The organism is Raoultibacter timonensis (genome assembly GCF_022845715.1).
Classification (GTDB): domain Bacteria; phylum Actinomycetota; class Coriobacteriia; order Coriobacteriales; family Eggerthellaceae; genus Raoultibacter; species Raoultibacter timonensis.
This window is the reverse complement of sequence record NZ_AP025564.1, coordinates 3,691,965-3,708,570: the sequence shown is the minus strand read 5'-3', so window position 1 is coordinate 3,708,570 and position 16,606 is coordinate 3,691,965. Positions and strand designations below refer to the sequence as shown.

At 58.2% G+C, this 16,606-nt stretch carries 11 protein-coding genes; 9 read left to right on the top strand and 2 right to left on the bottom strand.

Annotation, left to right across the window (positions count from 1 at the left end; genetic code table 11):
- The first annotated feature begins 116 nt into the window (after positions 1 to 116).
- From MWL89_RS15055 to MWL89_RS15040, 4 genes are all read left to right on the top strand, one after another.
- On the top strand, positions 117 to 2,594 hold the full coding sequence (locus tag MWL89_RS15055; protein WP_244387125.1) for a molybdopterin-dependent oxidoreductase: 2,478 nt from the start codon (positions 117 to 119) through the stop codon (positions 2,592 to 2,594).
- A 15-nt stretch (positions 2,595 to 2,609) separates the two neighbouring features.
- Complete coding sequence (locus MWL89_RS15050) at positions 2,610 to 3,272, top strand: 4Fe-4S dicluster domain-containing protein (protein WP_102380143.1); 663 nt, start codon at positions 2,610 to 2,612, stop codon at positions 3,270 to 3,272.
- Between the two features lie 84 nt (positions 3,273 to 3,356).
- The gene (locus tag MWL89_RS15045; protein WP_244387122.1) at positions 3,357 to 4,034 is read left to right on the top strand and encodes a TorD/DmsD family molecular chaperone; all 678 of its coding nucleotides are present in this window, start codon (positions 3,357 to 3,359) and stop codon (positions 4,032 to 4,034) included.
- A 9-nt stretch (positions 4,035 to 4,043) separates the two neighbouring features.
- Positions 4,044 to 4,766 (top strand): ferric reductase-like transmembrane domain-containing protein, encoded by a 723-nt coding sequence (locus MWL89_RS15040; RefSeq protein WP_102380141.1) that lies wholly within the window; start codon positions 4,044 to 4,046, stop codon positions 4,764 to 4,766.
- On the opposite strand, the gene MWL89_RS15035 is transcribed toward MWL89_RS15040, so the two are convergent.
- Complete coding sequence (locus MWL89_RS15035; RefSeq protein ID WP_102380140.1) at positions 4,763 to 5,665, bottom strand: VIT1/CCC1 transporter family protein; 903 nt, start codon at positions 5,663 to 5,665, stop codon at positions 4,763 to 4,765. The two genes, MWL89_RS15040 and MWL89_RS15035, sit on opposite strands and share 4 nt — an antisense overlap.
- A gap of 471 nt (positions 5,666 to 6,136) precedes the next feature.
- Positions 6,137 to 7,783: an FAD-dependent oxidoreductase gene (locus MWL89_RS15030; protein ID WP_244387117.1), complete on the bottom strand. Its 1,647-nt coding sequence runs from the start codon at positions 7,781 to 7,783 to the stop codon at positions 6,137 to 6,139.
- A gap of 224 nt (positions 7,784 to 8,007) precedes the next feature.
- Here MWL89_RS15030 and MWL89_RS15025 point away from each other — a divergent pair, with 224 nt between their 5' ends.
- The 5 genes from MWL89_RS15025 to MWL89_RS15005 all read left to right on the top strand — a co-directional run bounded on the left by MWL89_RS15025 (position 8,008) and on the right by MWL89_RS15005 (position 16,552).
- Positions 8,008 to 9,480 carry a response regulator transcription factor gene (locus tag MWL89_RS15025; RefSeq protein WP_244387112.1) on the top strand — a complete coding sequence of 491 codons (1,473 nt, stop codon included), beginning with the start codon at positions 8,008 to 8,010 and terminating at the stop codon, positions 9,478 to 9,480.
- A 59-nt stretch (positions 9,481 to 9,539) separates the two neighbouring features.
- Positions 9,540 to 10,382 carry a nucleoside triphosphate pyrophosphohydrolase gene (gene mazG / locus MWL89_RS15020; protein ID WP_244387109.1) on the top strand — a complete coding sequence of 281 codons (843 nt, stop codon included), beginning with the start codon at positions 9,540 to 9,542 and terminating at the stop codon, positions 10,380 to 10,382.
- 210 nt (positions 10,383 to 10,592) lie between these two features.
- Positions 10,593 to 14,801 (top strand): EAL domain-containing protein, encoded by a 4,209-nt coding sequence (locus tag MWL89_RS15015; protein WP_244387106.1) that lies wholly within the window; start codon positions 10,593 to 10,595, stop codon positions 14,799 to 14,801.
- A gap of 165 nt (positions 14,802 to 14,966) precedes the next feature.
- Positions 14,967 to 15,704: a GTP pyrophosphokinase gene (locus MWL89_RS15010; RefSeq protein WP_102380135.1), complete on the top strand. Its 738-nt coding sequence runs from the start codon at positions 14,967 to 14,969 to the stop codon at positions 15,702 to 15,704.
- Positions 15,705 to 15,844: 140 nt separating this feature from the next.
- On the top strand, positions 15,845 to 16,552 hold the full coding sequence (locus tag MWL89_RS15005; protein ID WP_244387104.1) for a 4Fe-4S dicluster domain-containing protein: 708 nt from the start codon (positions 15,845 to 15,847) through the stop codon (positions 16,550 to 16,552).
- The last annotated feature ends 54 nt before the right edge of the window (positions 16,553 to 16,606 follow it).

Sequence of the window (16,606 nt, the reverse complement as noted above, 5' to 3'; positions counted from 1 at the left end):
TGGGAAAACTAGGGGAAAGGTTTTCCTCGGCTGACCGCCGAAGTCGCCTAGCTCATAGGACGACAGAAGCGATACGGCTGAAGTCGATCTAACGACTTGAGATAGGAGGAGAGAGCATGCAGGACGAAAAGACGCATGGTTTTACCCGAAGGAGCTTTATCAAAGGTGCGGCTGTATTGACGGCTGCGGGTGCTTTGGTCGGGTGCAGTCCAAAGGCAGAGAACCTGGAAGAGGTGAAAGAGCCCGAGTCGATTCCCGCTGATGAGATTTATGCAGGCGTATGCCGCGGGAATTGCGGTGGCGGGTGCTTCCTGAACGTTCACGTGCGCGATGGCCAGGTGGTGCGTACAACGGCTCGCGATATGCCCGATACGCAATACAATCGCATTTGCACGAAGGGCTTGACGCATGTTGGGCGTATTTACGGTGCGGATAGAGTACTCTACCCCATGAAGCGTGTTGGCGAGCGCGGATCGAACGATTTCGAGCGCATTAGCTGGGACGAAGCGCTCGATACTATCGCCGAGAAATGGAACGGCTATCGGGAGCAATTTGGGCCGACCTCGATCATGTTTTTCCTTGGCTCTGGCAATTACGCTGCATTGAGCGGCTCATGCAACGGCGCTGGGGCATACCAGCGTTTCGTCAATGCGCTTGGGTGCTCGTATTGCAGTCTCGACGTGGATGCAGCGGTCGGATTCGGCAGCAAGCGCGCAACCGGCGGGATCGATCTTGCGAATGAGCTCACTGATCGAAAGAACGCAAAAACTCAAGTTATCTGGGGAAACAATCCCACGATATCGCTTATGCATACGATGCATTTCTTTATGGAAGCCAAAGAAAACGGGACCCGATTCGTTGTGATCGATCCCGTCTACAACGCAACTGCTTCGAAAGCCGATTGGTGGGTGCCCGTCAAAGGGGGTACCGATGGGGCTTTAGCTCTCGGCGTTCTCAATGTGTTGTTTGAGAACGGTTGGATTGACGAAGACATGCTGCGCAACAAAACCAATTGCGGACTCCTTATCAAGGAGGACGGTAAGTTCTTGCGAATGAGCGATCTTGGCGTTGAGCCGACCGAAGGGGAGCTTGATCCGGCAACGGGTGAGCCAACTGTGATCGACCCCCCTGCCGTTTGGGACGAGGCATCGGGGACGGCTGTCGCTTTCAGCGAGACGACAAGCCCTGTGCTTGAGGGCATTACTGAGGTTGAAGGTATCAAGGTTCAGACGGTTTACGAAAACGCCATGGGCTACATTTCGCAGTATCCGCCGGCAACGGCATCGGGTATCTGCGGTGTTGCAGAAGACGATATTCGCGAACTTGCTCGAATCTACCACGAAGACGGACCGGTTACCACTGAGATCATGATGGGCATGAACCATTACCGTAACGGACACTACTCGGCGTGGCCCGTCTACCTCGTCTCTCTGCTAACGGGTAATGCTGGTGCTCCCGGTGCGGCCATCGGCCAGTCGGAGGAGTACTTACCGCAACTCATGTACTCGAATATCGCGGAAGCATGCTATCCTAGCGATTCTTCCGGCAACCCATGCCCCGGTCAAGCAAACTTGTTGCATACGGTGCAGGTTTCTGATGTTCTCGAGACCGGTAAATTCCTGGGCGAAGATCTTACGATTAAGAGCGCTTACATTCATTGCTCGAACCCGATTGTGACCATGTGCGACCATGAGTACACGCAGAATTGGTTCGACAAGCTGGAGTTTGTCGTCGTGGCCGATATGTGCATGACGGAAACATGCAAACACGCCGATATCGTACTGCCGTCTGCGCATTGGTTCGAGCAGGTTGATCTCGGATTCCTGTTCTCGTCTCATCCGTATTTGCTGTGGCAAGATAAATGCATCGAACCCGTTGGCGAAGCGAAGCCCGACTTCCAGATTTTCGGTCTCTTACTCGATAAGCTTGGTCTCGGCGAATTCTGGAACATCAGCGAAGAAGAATACCTTGAAACGCTGCTCGATTCCGATTACTGGCGCAGTGTCGGCTGCACGGTGGAAAAGCTCAAGACCGATAAGGCTGCTCGAATATATCCCGAGGGGGATAAAATTGCGCAGGCTGAAGTCTTTGGAACTGAAACGGGCCGCATCGGCCTGTATCAAGAGACTGTAACGCCTGCTTACGTATCCGGTAAAGAGATAGACGAATCGATCGAACGCGGTCTTCATTGGGAGACTCCGACGTTTGCCGGCGCCGACCGTGAGTACCGTCAAGCCCATCCGTATCATTTGCTGTCAGAACATATGCGCACCCATACCCATACGCAGTGGTGGGATTGCGAATACGTCAAGGAATACGAACCGGAGCCTATTGTTCGTCTTAATCCTGACGATGCAGCAGAGCTCGGCTTATCCGAAGGCGATACCGCGAAGCTTTTTAACGATCAGGGCTTTGTTGTTATGAAAGTCGCCATCAATGCGGGCTTACCGCGTGGAATGATCAGCTCTGCCCGAAGCTGGCAGAAAGACGATTTTATCGACGGACACTTTGCAAGCCTTCCTTCAAGGGAATATAACCAAGTGTGCGCTAACCAGGCTTTCAATGACGTGGCTGTATCGATTGAGAAGATGTAGGGAGCGTGAGTGACTATGACGCGTTACGGAATGGCGATAGATCTGAATCGCTGCTTTGGATGCCAAGCGTGCGCCGCGGCATGCAAGGTCGCGAACAATCTTCCGAAAGACCTGGTGTACAACGTTGTTTATACCAAAACCGATAAAGACTACTCTACGTTTGGGCAAGCGGTAGTGAAAGGAGCCATCACAAATGATGTTGCTGGCGGGACGTATCCTGATTGCACGCTAGGTTTCCTGCCCGTTCAGTGCCAGCATTGCCAGAATCCCGCCTGCCTCGATGTGTGTCCGACCGGCGCTACGCAAAAGCGAGAAGACGGTATCGTATGGGTCGACGACGAGCTGTGCATCGGGTGCGAATCGTGCATCCAGGCATGTCCCTATGATGAGGTGCGTACGCTTATCGGCGGCGATCCGGAGTATTATCTCGATATCGTCGTAGGCGAGGCGGATGCGCCGACGCATCGAGGCGGTACAGTCGAGAAGTGCACATTCTGCCATAACCTCATCGATCGTGGGGAGGTTCCCGCATGTATGCAGTGTTGCCCGGGCCGCGCTCGTTATTGGGGAGACCTTGACGATCCGGAGTCTGAGATCTCGAAAGCCATTGAGGGTAGAGAAACGATGTTTTTGCGTGAGGACGCAGGAACCGCACCGAATGTTTACTACCTCGTGTAACTGCCTGTTTTTATAGCTGCGTCCGGGGCTTGTCCTCGGACGCATTTTCCGGGTGGCGCGTATCCATGGTGAGGGGCAAGCTAAATGGACAACGAATTGCGTTTACTGAACATTGTGGGAAGAGCCGATATGTGCGAGTTGCTCTCGCACGCGTTTTCGTTTCCCGATGAAGAGCTGGTGTCTGCATTGGTTGACGGATCGTTTGGCGATGATTGCGCCTCGTGTTTGGCTGATGCGGGATGCGAGGATGTTGATGCTTCGATTGCCGGCATTCGGATGGCAACCGAAGCGGAGTCGAGCTTGTACGAGCGTATGCGCAGAGAGTACTCGCTGATCTTTCTTAATCCTGCTAAAGTTTTCGTATACCCATACGAGGGCCCATTCCTCCATGTGGAGCACCAAAGGGGTGGAACGCCTTCGCTGTTTCGTTCCTCTATTACGCTTGACGTTGAAGCGCAGATGCGCGAAGCTGGAGTCGTGGCGAAAGACGGCCGCACCGAGCCGTGTGATAGCATCTTTCGCGAATTCGAATTCATGTCGTTTCTCTACGGAAGCCTTGCATCGGCAATTCAGCAGGAAGATATCGAAGCCGAGACTCTCTGGGGCGATAGGGTCACCCGGTTTCTCGAACAGCATGCCTTGCGCTGGATGCCATCGTTCATGAAGCGCACCACCGAACATTCCCATGGGGGCGTATATGGCGCCATAGCGCAGCCTGCAGCTATCTTTCTTACTAGCCTAACGGAAGAGTCTAATCGATAGGAATATGAGATGAATTTTCTCGTAGTATTGCTGTGCACGGTTATCGCGGTTCTTGTTTTGAAGAAGCCGATGAAAAAGTATCCGATTTTGTTCTACGCTCTCGCCGTTGCTCTCGATGTCCTGTTCGTATGCGGTTACTATATTGAGTTTCCGAGGGCGATAACGGGGGCTCTGACGTTACTCGTCCACAAATGCACCCTGTCGCTCGCCCTTTTCACCGTCGTGATGTACATCGGGGTGTTCGCCCAGGGGTCGAAGGCGAAAACGTACCTTCTGCCCATCCGGGCGGAGCTCTCCATCGTCGCATGGATCCTGTCGCTCGGGCACATGGCGGTCTACCTGATGTCGTACGTGCCGCAGCTCTCGCACGGCGCCGAGCACATGAACGGCGTCGTGCTCGGTTCGCTCGCGGTGGCGCTCGTGCTGTTCGCGCTGCTGCTCGTGCTCGGGGTGACGTCGTTCGCCATCGTCAAACGGAGCATGAAGCTCCATACGTGGAAGCGCGTCCAGACGCTCGCGTACCCGTTCTTCATCCTCGTGTACGTTCATCTGCTGCTCATGCTGCTCCCCGCAGCGCTCAGGGGCGGGGCTGCGGCGCAGGCGAGCGTCGCGGTGTACTCGGTTGTCTTCGTCGGCTACATCGCGCTGCGGCTGTATCGGGCTGCGAAGGACAGGAGCATGCGCGTTCAGGGCGTCGACGGTTCGACGGTTGCGGATCCCGAAGCGGACTAGATGTCCACGCCCAAAAACTGCTTCACGATGATGCCGATCACGAACGAGAGCGCGGCAACGCCGAGGCTGATGCCGGCCATTTGCCCGAAGCGCTTCTTGAATGGCAATCCCTGCGCCACCGAGAGGTAGTAGTTGAATGCGACGAGGATCAGGAGCACGATTACGATCATCGTGCCGAGCGCCCAAAGATAATGCGCCTCGTCGAACAGGAGGTAGGGAAGGATCAGGAGCGCAACGGTTATCAGGTAGGCTACGCCCGTGTAGCTCGCCGATTTGAGCGCGTCGGGCCTACCCTCGCTTTTCGTCGAGAGGTATTCGCTCGAAGCCATCGAGAGGGTGGCGGCGATGCCGGTGATCAAGCCCGAAAGCGCGATGAGGCGCGTGTTCTGCATGGCGAGGGTGAGGCCCGCGAGCGTGCCGGTCATCTCGACCATAGCGTCGTTCATGCCGAGCACCATTGAGCCTACGTACGAGAGCCGCTCTTCGTCGAGCATTTCGAGCAGCGCCTCCTCATGTTCGATCTCGTCGGCGCGAATCTCCATCGCCTCGGGCACTTCGACGGCGAGCTGCTCGTACTTGTCCTGGGCGTTTCCTTCGCCGTTCTCCATGAGCTTTACCGCGAACGTGAATCCGAGAACCCGTGCCATGATGGTGTGGAGCATAACCTTGCCCCGCTCCGGCTTCATGTCCTCGCCGGTATAACGCCGCCATCGTTCGGCGTGGAACGCCTCTTCCTGGGCAATGCGCAAAAGCGCCGCTTTGTTCTTCTCGTCTTTTGTACGGGCGGCTATGCGGCGGTATATCTCCGCCTCGGTTACTTCCCCTTGCTGGAATATCTTGATCTGTGCGAGCGATTCGGGCGAGATCGCGGGTACGGTATCGTTGGTGTTGTCGGGCATAGTTTGCTCCTTGCGCGTAGTGTTCTGCAACACCTTAGCACAGTGAGAAACATAGGAGTTGAAAAGGATGGATGGGTTCGCGGACGAGGGGCTCGTTGCGAAACGGAATCGGTGCGCAACGGATCGAAACTGCACCCGACGTCGTATTGCCGTTTTGCTCGAAACGGTCGGCTGTGGCAGGAAAAGCGAGTTTTTCGTCGCTTCGGCGGTACTCGTGCGACCGAGTGGACGGCAGCTGCAGGTAGTCTGTTCGTTTTCCCAGATCAATTGTTTGATCGGTAGATCGGCTACAAGAGGAGGGCTGGGGCGATGACGAATACCATGCGTTTTCTGCCAAAAAGCGAAGACCTTGCCGCGTTGCCGCGCAAAGGCGGCTCCCGACAGGGGCCTGCGGCGTTCCGGTGGCGAACGCCGCAGGATGCGGGCACCGAGATGCTCGGCGCCGGATATCCCGACGCCGGCAGGTGCGATCTATTCGATTCCGAGTGCGTTATGGGCTGCGATGTAGGCCATGGTGCCGCCGGGGCACAGCGTGGCGCCGCCGCCGAGGTAGGCACCGCCGGCGATGGAGGCCGTGCAGTTGCCGCAGGCGTACAGGCCGCCGATGACCTCGCCGTCGTTGTTGACGACCTGCGCGTTCTCGTTGATCTTCACGCCGCCGCAGGTGCCGGTCATTGCGGGTAGGTACACGGCACCGTAGAACGGGGCCTTCTCGATCGGGCCGATCATCTGGTTCGCCAGATCGGGGCGGTCGATGTTCTTGAGCCACGCGCTCTTGCTCGACTCCTTCTCGCCGCGGTGGTAGTCCTCGTCGACTCCCGTTTGGGCGTATCCGTTGAACGTGGCGACTTCGGCCGCAAGGCCGGCGGCGTCGATGCCGAGCTTCTCGGCCAGCTCTTCGATGGTGTCGGCGGAGACGAACCACGAGTTGTCGCCTTCGTCCATGCTGGGAAGGTTGTAGGTTTCGGTGTAGGTCGAATCGCAGATGAAGTAGGCGGGGATGTTCTCGTAGGTGAGCGTATCCGAGCTGAAGTTCTGCATGCTCATGTTGTAGACGGGATACGTTGCCGATTCATCGCCAAAGCGGTGGCCGCGGCTGTTCACGATCATGCAGTTGGGGTAGCCGCGGTACCGGTTGAAGTCGTTGCCTTTGATGTCGAACTGGACTGAGGCCGAGGGGTCGAACGCGTCGGGCTTGCCGGGGAAGAAGTTGGGCATGGCCCAGATGAAGCTCATCAAACCGAGTTTCGCGTTGATGCGGCCTGCGGCGCGATGCCCGTCTCCGGTGTTGGTTTGAGCGGCGTTGGAGTAGTAGATGGGCGCGGGAAGGTTTTCGGTTACCATCGTGGGATCGTGGTCGAACCCGCCGGTGCCCAGCAGTACGGCACCTGCCTTGATGTCCACTTCCTTGGTGCCCTGGGTTGCCTTGACGCCGATGACGGAACCGTTTTCATCGGTATAGAACTCGCTCAAAGCGGTTCCCATGAGGATCTCGCAGCCGCGCTCCTGGAGCTTCGCCTGCAGGGCGTTCCAGATATCGCCCGCTTTGCCGCTCTTCACCTTGGAGTTGCGCCCGTAGTTGAGGAAGCCCTCGACGTTGTCGTAGTAGTCGTGCGCTCCTCCCACAGCGAACTCGACGCCGGTGGTATCGCTCAGCCACGACATCATCACGTGTGCGGTGTCGACGAACGCCTCGACGGTCGCCTTGTCGGTGCGCCCGCCGCCGCATCCCTCGATGTAGGCGATCGCGGCTTCGCGGCTGTCCGTCACGTCGACGTCGGCTTGCCACCGGTTCATGGGCGTCCAGAAGCCGCCGCCCGAGGTGGTGGAGGTGCCGCCGAAGAGCGCATCCGACTTCTCGATGAGCATGACCGATTTTCCTTCGGCATCGGTTGCCGCCAAGGCGCCGATGGCTGCCGTTCCCGATCCGACGACGAGGAAGTCGACTTCGTGGTCCCAGCTTGCAGGCGCCGACCCGCCGCCTTCCGCCTTCGCTTCGCCCGATGCAGCCGGCGAACATGCCGCCAACCCCAATCCGGCGCAAGCCATGCCCGCGCCGACGACGAATGCCCTGCGGCTCATGCCGTTCGTTTGCTGTGCTTGTTTGTTGATACGCATCCCTGTAGCTCCTTCGTAATCGCTTACCTGGTTGACGGAACGGTGCCGAATGCAATACGATCGATGCTTGCAAAAGCAACCTGAGAAACTGCTTTCTTGACCGAGCACTCGACAACCGATCCGCCGCTCAGTCAGCGTGTCATAGCGCCATGCGGTTCGGCATCGCACGCATCATGCGAAACATCGGCAATGTGCGCGTCATCCATTTCGAGTGAGGGGCTTTCATGTGGGGTTTTCTGAAGAAAGGAACGGTCTCCTTCAGGGGAGCGGCTCTGCTGGTCATCGTCGGCGCCATCTCGTTCGCGCTCACGCGCGTATGGATGACGCTCGCTATCAACCTGCATATCAGCATCGGGCCGTCGGTTGATGCAGTGGCTTCGATTCAAGCGCTCGTATCCATCATCATCGTTGCCCGCTTTCTCACCGATGCCGTGTTCGTTGCGGTCGGGCGCCGTATCCCGTCGCTCGCTGCGCACCCGACGGTGGTTGCAGGGGTGCCTATCGCTCTTTCGTTCGGAACGCTTTTCGTCACCTGTGCGGCAAACGGGTGGATCGACAGCTTCGCGCTGCTTGCGCTCGGGGCGGTGTGCTGCGGTATCGGCATCGAGACGTTCTGGCTTTTGTGGAGCGAGCTGTTCGTCTCCATCGATTTCGACAAGGTGAAAACGATTATCCTCGCAAAGATCGGCATCGATGCGGTCTGCGCGCTGGTTTTCGGATCGCTGCCCTACGAGGCGGCCTTCGTGCTTCTTGTCGTGCTGCCGCTTGTGTGCCTCGTCGGATTTCGATGGGCATGGTCGTTGCGGGCATCCGAGGAACCGGCGACCGCGGCGAAACCGTGGCGGAACATATCGCTCAAGCAGTTCGCGCCGATCGGTATCGGCGTCGTGATGCTCTGCTTCGGATTCAACTTCTCGCAATCGGGCTTTCAGGATGTGCTCTCGGGCATCGACAACTCGTATACGCTCGGCAACTGGGTGTCGATCATCGGGCGGTTCGTCACGTTCGCCGTGATGTTCGTGGCTTTGAAGCTCATGAAGGATTGCCATTTCGAAGTGCTGTTCCGCGCCTCCATCGTAACGGCGACCATCGGGTTTCTCTCGCTCATCCTTCCGTTCGACGGCAGGTTCGCGTGCTTCAGCATCGCGGTCATCGTTGCATCGTTCATTGCGGAAAACGCCATTACGCTTTTGACGGTCTATGCGGCAAAGCATGCGACGAACTCGCCGGTGCAGATTCTCGCATGGGGCCAGCTGGCCTTGCGGGCGGGTGGTTTGTTCGGCGTTATCGCGGGCAATGCGATCGCGCATTCCGTTTCGACGGACATGCACGAGGAAGTGCTGCCCTATCTGGTATCCCTCGAAGTGCTGCTGCTCACGTTCGCCGCGATCTACTTTGTGAGGGAGCAGAACATCAGCAGATTCCTGTGGGAGGTTGTACCCGGGGCGGTGGAGACATCGGAGAGCGACGGCGCGCCCTACAAGACGGCGTTGCTCGCCGATGCATACGGGCTGACTCAGCGCGAACAGGAGGTGCTCGGGCTCTTGCTGCGAGGGCGGAGCATCCCCTACATCAAAGAGACGCTCTACATCAGTACGAACACCGCAAAGACCCACGTGAGGCACATTTACCAGAAGATGGGAATCCACGAGCGCCAAGAACTCCTCACACTGGCGAATACGTTTCGGGGGAAGTAAGGACGGCCGCGCACGATGAGCGTTATACTCGTATGCGAGACGCGAAGCGAGGAGTACCTATGACTGAACACGAAGAATTCGACGAGTTCGTCGATACGATAGCGGCGCTTCGGGCGCCTGGCGGATGCCCGTGGGATCGCGAGCAGACGCACGAGAGCATTGCCAAGAACATGATCGAAGAAGCCTACGAGGCGGTCGATGCCATCGAGGCGGGCGATACCGTCCATCTGCGCGAGGAGCTCGGCGACGTGCTGTTGCAGGTGGTGCTGCAGAGCCAGATCGCCGCCGATGCGGGCGAGTTCACGATCGACGACGTTTGCCGCGATGTGAACGAGAAGATGATTCGCCGCCATCCGCATGTGTTCGGGAGCGCGAAAGCGCAGAGTGCAGGCGACGTGCTCGAGTTGTGGGACAGCGTCAAGCTTGCCGAAAAGGATGCCGTCGACGGTCGGGCCGTCGACGGGGGCAAAGATCGCGAAGGGCTTCTCGACGGCATACCGACCGGGTTTCCCGCTCTCATGCAAGCTCAGAAGATCTCGCGCAAGGCCGTGTCGGTGGGGTTCGAGTGGGATACGCTCGAAGACGTATGGGGAAAGGTCGACGAAGAAATTGCCGAGCTGCGCGATGCGTTTGCCTCAGCGCCGAAAACCGATAAAGGCAAGGTTACCGAAGGCGCGAAGGCCGAGGTGGAACTCGAATTCGGCGATGTGCTGTTCACGCTCGTGAACGTGGCACGTAAAATGGGCGTCGACGCTGAAAGCGCCTTGCGCGCGAGCAGCGCGAAGTTCCGTCGTCGCTGGGCGTTCATCGAGGGTGCCGCATGGGCGCAAAACCGCAAGGTCGAAGAGCTTTCGATGGACGAGATGCAGGCGCTGTGGGATGAGGCGAAAGAGAGAGAATAAGGCGTCGTTTACCACGCTGTTTCAGGATCCTGGACTTGCGGGGCGAAAGGGAGGAGCCTGGGGGCGGAAGCATGCGGGCCGCGCGGTTTCGTACGCTGCGCTCTCGAGACAACAGAAAATAATTCATATAGCTATGCTTTGCGTTGAGCGCTATTATATGTGAACCTAATTAGTTAGGATTAAGCGCGAACCGAGGAGGCCCGTATTCCGGTGGGTACTGCACATGCGCACGGAACGAGGCAACCCAAAAAGCCTTATCCGAGTGAATCCCCGTCTGCGATCGAACGCGATGCGCTTACGGGATTGTTGAATGCCGACGGCTTCTATCGTCGCGTGCGGATGCTCCTTGACGAGAACCCCGACAGGACGTTCATTCTCGTTTACGGCGATCTCGACCGCTTCAAGGTGTTCAACGATCTTTACGGAGCCGAAGCGGGCGATAGGCTGCTCGCCTCCGTGGGCTCCATGATCGTCGATATTCTGCCGCAGGGATCGGCGGCCGCTCGATTGCGGGCCGATCATTTCATATCGTGCGTACCCGCAGATGCATTCGATGCGGATCGGTTCTTGGCCGCGCTCAATCAATGGTTCTGCGCCTATCCGGTTGATTTTACGTTCTTCGTTCGCCTGGGGATCTACGTAATCGACGATCCAAGCCTCGATGCCGTGAGGATGAGCGACCGGGCTCTCATTGCGTTGCGCGAAGCGAAGAAATCGGTTGGTGCAAGCGCATGCGTGTATTACAACGATCAGCTGCGGGATCTTCTTCTCAAGGAGCAAGAGATGGCGGGCGAAATGGCCCCGGCTCTCGAGCGAGGCGAATTCGTTGCGTTCTTCCAACCGCAGTTCAGCTATTCCACCGGTGCCATTACGGGCGCCGAGGTGCTCGTTCGTTGGCAGCATCCGACGAAGGGCCTCATAAGTCCTGCTGAATTCATTCCCGTCTTCGAGCGTACGGGTTTGATCGCGCAGTTGGACTACTACCTGTGGGAAGAAACGTGCAGGGTGCTTCGCCAGTGGCTCGACGATGAGGGGATGAAAACGGTACCGAGGCTTTCGGTCAACCTCTCGCGCGTTGACATATATCGCGATGACCTCTGCTCCTACCTGGGCTCCTTGGTGGAAAAATACCGTATCCCTGCGGGTTTGCTGCATCTTGAGATTACGGAAAGCGCCTACATGGAGGCGCCGAGGCAGCTTATCGGCGTGGTCGATGCGTTGCGAAGCGCTGGCTTTGTCGTGGCTATGGACGATTTCGGCAGCGGATACTCTTCGCTCAATACGCTCAACGATGTCCCCGTCGATATTCTCAAGCTCGATCTGGGATTTCTCGATGCAAGCAATGAAACGCGGGGCGGCATTATTCTCGCGTCTATCGTGCGCATGTCGCGCTGGCTCGATCTTCCCGTTATCGCGGAGGGGGTTGAAACGCGGCAGCAGGCGGAATATCTTGCGAGCATCGGCTGCGACATCATGCAGGGCTATCTGTTCGCGCGGCCGATCGACCGTTCATCGTTCGAGGAAATGTTGCGCATGCGGGCTTCCGAGGCCGGTGACGAGACGCCGCATTCCGATGAGGGGGTCGGGACTGAAGACATCTGGGATGCGGGTTCTCACTTCGCACTTCTTTTCAATCGTTTCGTCGGACCGGCGGTTCTTGCCGAATACATCCCTGCCGACAAATCGATTGAAGTGATTCGCGGCAACGAAGACTTTCAGCGTTGGTTCGGCAACCGCCTCGGCGGCAGCGCGAAAGACGTTGCGGGGTTCTTCGGCATGCTTTCTCCTTCGGATGCGCTATCGGTTAAAGCGCTGTTCGCTCGGCTGGTTGCCGAGGGAGGTACGGGTGAGTACGAGGCGAGAATGCAGGGCTATGACGGTGAGGTGCTTTGGGTGGGCATTCGCATGAAGCCGCTTGCCTGCGCATCCGGTGTGCATTCGTTTTTCGTACAGTTCGAAGAGACGACCGAGCAGCAGGTGCTCCGTGATCGACTTCGTGCGACGATAGACAGCGTTCCAGGTGGAATCCTGTTCATGGAGATCGACGAAGGTTCCGCACGTCTGCTCGATTTCAGCGATGCTGCAGCCGAGTTGTCGGATTGCGCGCGCGAGCAATACGTCGAACTCGCGAAGCCCGACGTGAGGGGCCTTGTCGTCAAGAAAGATCGACGGCTTATCCAGGCGTGCGTCGAAAGCTTGTTCGGCGGTAACGAGCGGTTTTCGATCACGGTGCGCATCATCAGCCGATTGGGCGGCTTTCGCTGGGTGCACGTGTCATCGTCGGTCATGCACCGCAGCGGCGCCGCCATGTGCATCGTCGCTGTTCTGACCGATGTGACCAAAGATCAGGAAGCGCAGCGCAAGTTCAGGCAACAGGCAGCGATGCAGATGCGTCTGTACGATGCGATGCCCTGCGGCATCATTCGCTACACTGTGGAAGACAAGCTCGAACTGGTATCGATCAACCGGACGGGGTGCGACATCTTCGGCTGTGCGAACAGCGAAGAATTCTTCGATATGGTAGGCGATGATATTTTCGGTCCGCTTTTCCCCGAGAGCAGGCAGGCCCAGTTTGCGGCGATCGAGAGCCTGAGAAACGGAACGGCGATTGTGCCGTTCACCTGCCAAGCGACCCGCCGCGATGGATCGACTATCTGGATCGAGGGGAACTCCTCGTTTACCGAGGGAGAAGACGGCGAAAGGATCGTGCAGGCGGCGTTCAACGACGTATCCCACCGTCGCGTCGAGCAGCACGAGCGCGATATGCAGCGCTATGCCAGCGTGCTGTGCTCGGTGTACGACGAGGTCATCGAATACGATTGCGAGAAAGGGCTGTGCCGCCTCATCTATTCGGCGCACAGACCCTCGACCGATTCGAGGTCGATTCCCGTGGAGGAGTCCCTTGGGCGATGGAGCAAGCATATCCCCGATCGGACCGAGCGCGAGCAGCTGCGCGCGGCAGTCGAAGCATGTGCGAACATGGATGCCGAGGATCCGATCACCCTCTCGTACCGGTTGCAATCGGACGATCGTATCCTCTGGTGTCAGACGACGTTTTTGCGGATGTCCGACGGCTACGTTTTGTGGTGCAACAAAGATGTGAGCGAGCGCGTATCGGCCGAAGACCGGAGAACCGACGAACGTATTGCAGACATCGTCGGCAAGCTGCCGGTAGGCGTCGGCGTTTACCGATGCACCGCTCATGGGGTGTTTCCGCAGTATCTGAGCGATCGCATGCATGCGATGTTCGGCAGCGTCCGCGATGATTTGGGAGGGATGATCCTTTCCCATCAACCTGCTTCGCTGCAGCATGCGGTCGGCGAGGGAGGGGAGAAACTCGGGATCGAATCGCTGATCGCCGATGGTATAGACATCGAGTTCGAGGTCGAGCAGGGCGACGGATCTTCCGCGACGATACATTTGCAGGGCAGGGCGCTTCGCGAGGGCGTCGGAAACTCGGACGAAGAGGGTGTCGTGCTCTACGTGGTCGCAACCGACGTAACCGACGGGGTGCGCGAGCGGCGCTCTGCCTCGTGGCTCAACGAGCGGTACCGTATCCTGAGCGAGCTGACTCACGCCATCAGCTTCGATTACGATTTCGAATCCGATACGGTGCTCCTCTACATCGATCGCAGCGGAACCGGCATGGAGGCGCAGGTCATTCCGCGCTACTACGAGACGCTTGTCGACGAGCGTCTCGGTGTCGTGCATCCCGATAGCATCGAAACCGTGCGCACCATGTTCGAGCGGGCGCGCGAGGGCGCTGACAGCGGCGCGATCGAATACCAAGCCGACTACTATGGCAAGGGGTACGCCTGGTATCGGACCAATCTGTTCGTCGTCAGCGACGATTACGGATCGTGGCATCTCGTGGGTTTGATCGAGGATATTCAAAACGAGTTCGATCTGCGTAAGCGGGCGGAGCTCGACGAAACGACGGGCCTCACCAACCATGCAACGGCAAAAGACCTCGTCAACCTCGCTCTAGCCGATCCTCTGCTGCGCGGGCGCAGCGTATGCGCCGTGCTCGACCTAGACGATTTCAAGGCGGTGAACGATACGTGCGGCCACATCGAAGGCGATGCCCTTCTGCACGAAGTCGGCACCGTGCTGCGGTCGAGCTTCCGAGAAACCGACGTGATCGGTCGCGTGGGCGGCGACGAGTTCGTGCTGCTGCTCAAGAACATCGATCTCGACGTTGCGCTCTGCAAGATCGAGGGCGTCGTGAGGCGCATTTCCGAATACCGGTTGCCGGGCCTTGGGAGCGCTCCCTCTTTGAGCGTGGGCGTGCACGTTGTCGGAGAGGACGACCTGACCTATCGCGATGCGTTCGTCAAGGCCGACGATGCCCTGTACCGCGCAAAGCGGACGGGGAAGAACAAGGTCGTGGTGTATCAAGTGGGCTGTCTGCCCGAGTGACCGGTGCGGTTTGGCGGCTACTCGTAATCCCGACAATCCTAAAGATTTGCTGACAATTGGCTGCAAACCGACCGTGAACGGTCGGACTTCGGTATCCTAGTGGTTGCTGACGCATATTCGCGCACGGACGCGTTCCGCGCAACGTATACATGATAGGCGGGTCACATGGGACAAGCGGCAACTGTCGAACCGAAGCTCGATCTTTCGGTGGCCGAAGGCAGCGAGATTCTGAAAACGCGCAATCTGACGATCGACGACATCGGACGACTTCGCAGCCTCGAGAGCGCAACGCGCGGCATCATGCAGAAGTACCATGCGGCCATGCGCCAGATGGAAGTACGGTTCGAGATTCTCGACCAAGACCTCAACGCCAAGCAGAACCGCAACCCCATCCACCATATCGAATCGCGTCTCAAAAAACCGGCGAGCATTTTCGAGAAGCTGCAGCGCTACGGCAAGCAGACGACCATAGAGGACATGGAATCCTACATCATGGACATCGCGGGGATTCGCGTCATCTGCTCCTATATCAGCGATGTGTACAACCTGCTCGATCTCGTGAAGCGACAGGACGATCTTACCGTGCTCACCGTAAAGGATTACATCGCCGAGCCGAAGCCCAACGGCTATCGCAGCCTCCACATCATCGTGCAGGTGCCGGTGTATTTCCTCGACAAGAAGGAAATCGTGCCGGTCGAAGTTCAATTCCGCACCATCGCGATGGATTTCTGGGCGAGCTTGGAGCATGATCTTAAATACAAGGCTGTGCGCACGATCGAGGGAATCGATTCGTACGACGAGCTCAAGGATTGCAGCCGTATCATCGAAGACGTCGAAGCGCGTATGCAGATTCTCGCCAAAGCGCTCGAGACGGAGGAGAAAGCGAACGCCGAGCTCGCATAATGCGCACCCGCACCCGCATCCGTATCCGATGCGGTGCGTCGATGGCGTGCCAAGCACATCGTTGGAAAAACAACAGACGCTGCGACGCCCCGATGGTACGGTGCTTCCAGACAAACCACCTGAGAACGTCGGGAGTTCATATGACTGAAGAAATGCGAACGATCATCACGATCGACCAAGAGCGATGCAACGGGTGCGGATTGTGCGTAGACGCCTGCCACGAGGGGGCGATAGCCTTGGTCGACGGCAAGGCAAGGCTTATGTTCGAGCACCACTGCGACGGGTTGGGTGACTGCTTGCCCGCCTGCCCGACTGGAGCGATTGCGTTCGAGGAGCGCATGGCCGCGCCCTACGACGAAGCTGCCGTTGCGGCGGCCCAGCGCGAGAAGGAGGCCGTGCGCCATGGGTGCCCGGGCAGCGCTGCGCGTTCGTTCGGGTCGCGCGAAACCGCGGCTGCAGTGGGGCGGCGGCAATCCGAAAACGTAAGCGAGCTTCGCCAATGGCCGGTGCAAATCAAACTCGTATCTCCGGCGGCACCGTATTTCGCCGGTGCCGATCTGCTCGTCGCAGCGGATTGCACGGCGTTCGCCTACGGGGCGTTTCACCGGGATTTCATGGCCGGAAGGGTGACGCTTGTCGGTTGCCCGAAGCTCGATGCGGTCGATTACACCGAAAAGCTGACAGAAATCGTATCGGCGAACGATATCGCATCGGTCACGGTCGCCCGCATGAGCGTGCCGTGCTGCGGCGGCATCGAGCGTGCGGTACGCGATGCCGTAGCGGCGAGCGGCAAGGCGGTTCCGGTTGTCGTGCGCACCATCGGCACCGATGGAGCGTTGCTCGAGTAGCGCTCGTCCGCTGAAGTTCACCGCTTGCCGCGTCTGCTGCAAGCAGCAGTTGAA

Excerpts from the sequence above, each read along its gene's own strand:
- MWL89_RS15055 (WP_244387125.1), top strand. The coding sequence starts at position 117 with ATGCAGGACGAAAAGACGCATGGTTTTACCCGAAGGAGCTTTATCAAA.
- MWL89_RS15050 (WP_102380143.1), top strand. The coding sequence starts at position 2,610 with ATGACGCGTTACGGAATGGCGATAGATCTGAATCGCTGCTTTGGATGC.
- MWL89_RS15045 (WP_244387122.1), top strand. The coding sequence starts at position 3,357 with ATGGACAACGAATTGCGTTTACTGAACATTGTGGGAAGAGCCGATATG.
- MWL89_RS15040 (WP_102380141.1), top strand. The coding sequence starts at position 4,044 with ATGAATTTTCTCGTAGTATTGCTGTGCACGGTTATCGCGGTTCTTGTT.
- MWL89_RS15035 (WP_102380140.1), bottom strand. The coding sequence starts at position 5,665 with ATGCCCGACAACACCAACGATACCGTACCCGCGATCTCGCCCGAATCG.
- MWL89_RS15030 (WP_244387117.1), bottom strand. The coding sequence starts at position 7,783 with ATGCGTATCAACAAACAAGCACAGCAAACGAACGGCATGAGCCGCAGG.
- MWL89_RS15025 (WP_244387112.1), top strand. The coding sequence starts at position 8,008 with ATGTGGGGTTTTCTGAAGAAAGGAACGGTCTCCTTCAGGGGAGCGGCT.
- mazG (WP_244387109.1), top strand. The coding sequence starts at position 9,540 with ATGACTGAACACGAAGAATTCGACGAGTTCGTCGATACGATAGCGGCG.
- MWL89_RS15010 (WP_102380135.1), top strand. The coding sequence starts at position 14,967 with ATGGGACAAGCGGCAACTGTCGAACCGAAGCTCGATCTTTCGGTGGCC.
- MWL89_RS15005 (WP_244387104.1), top strand. The coding sequence starts at position 15,845 with ATGACTGAAGAAATGCGAACGATCATCACGATCGACCAAGAGCGATGC.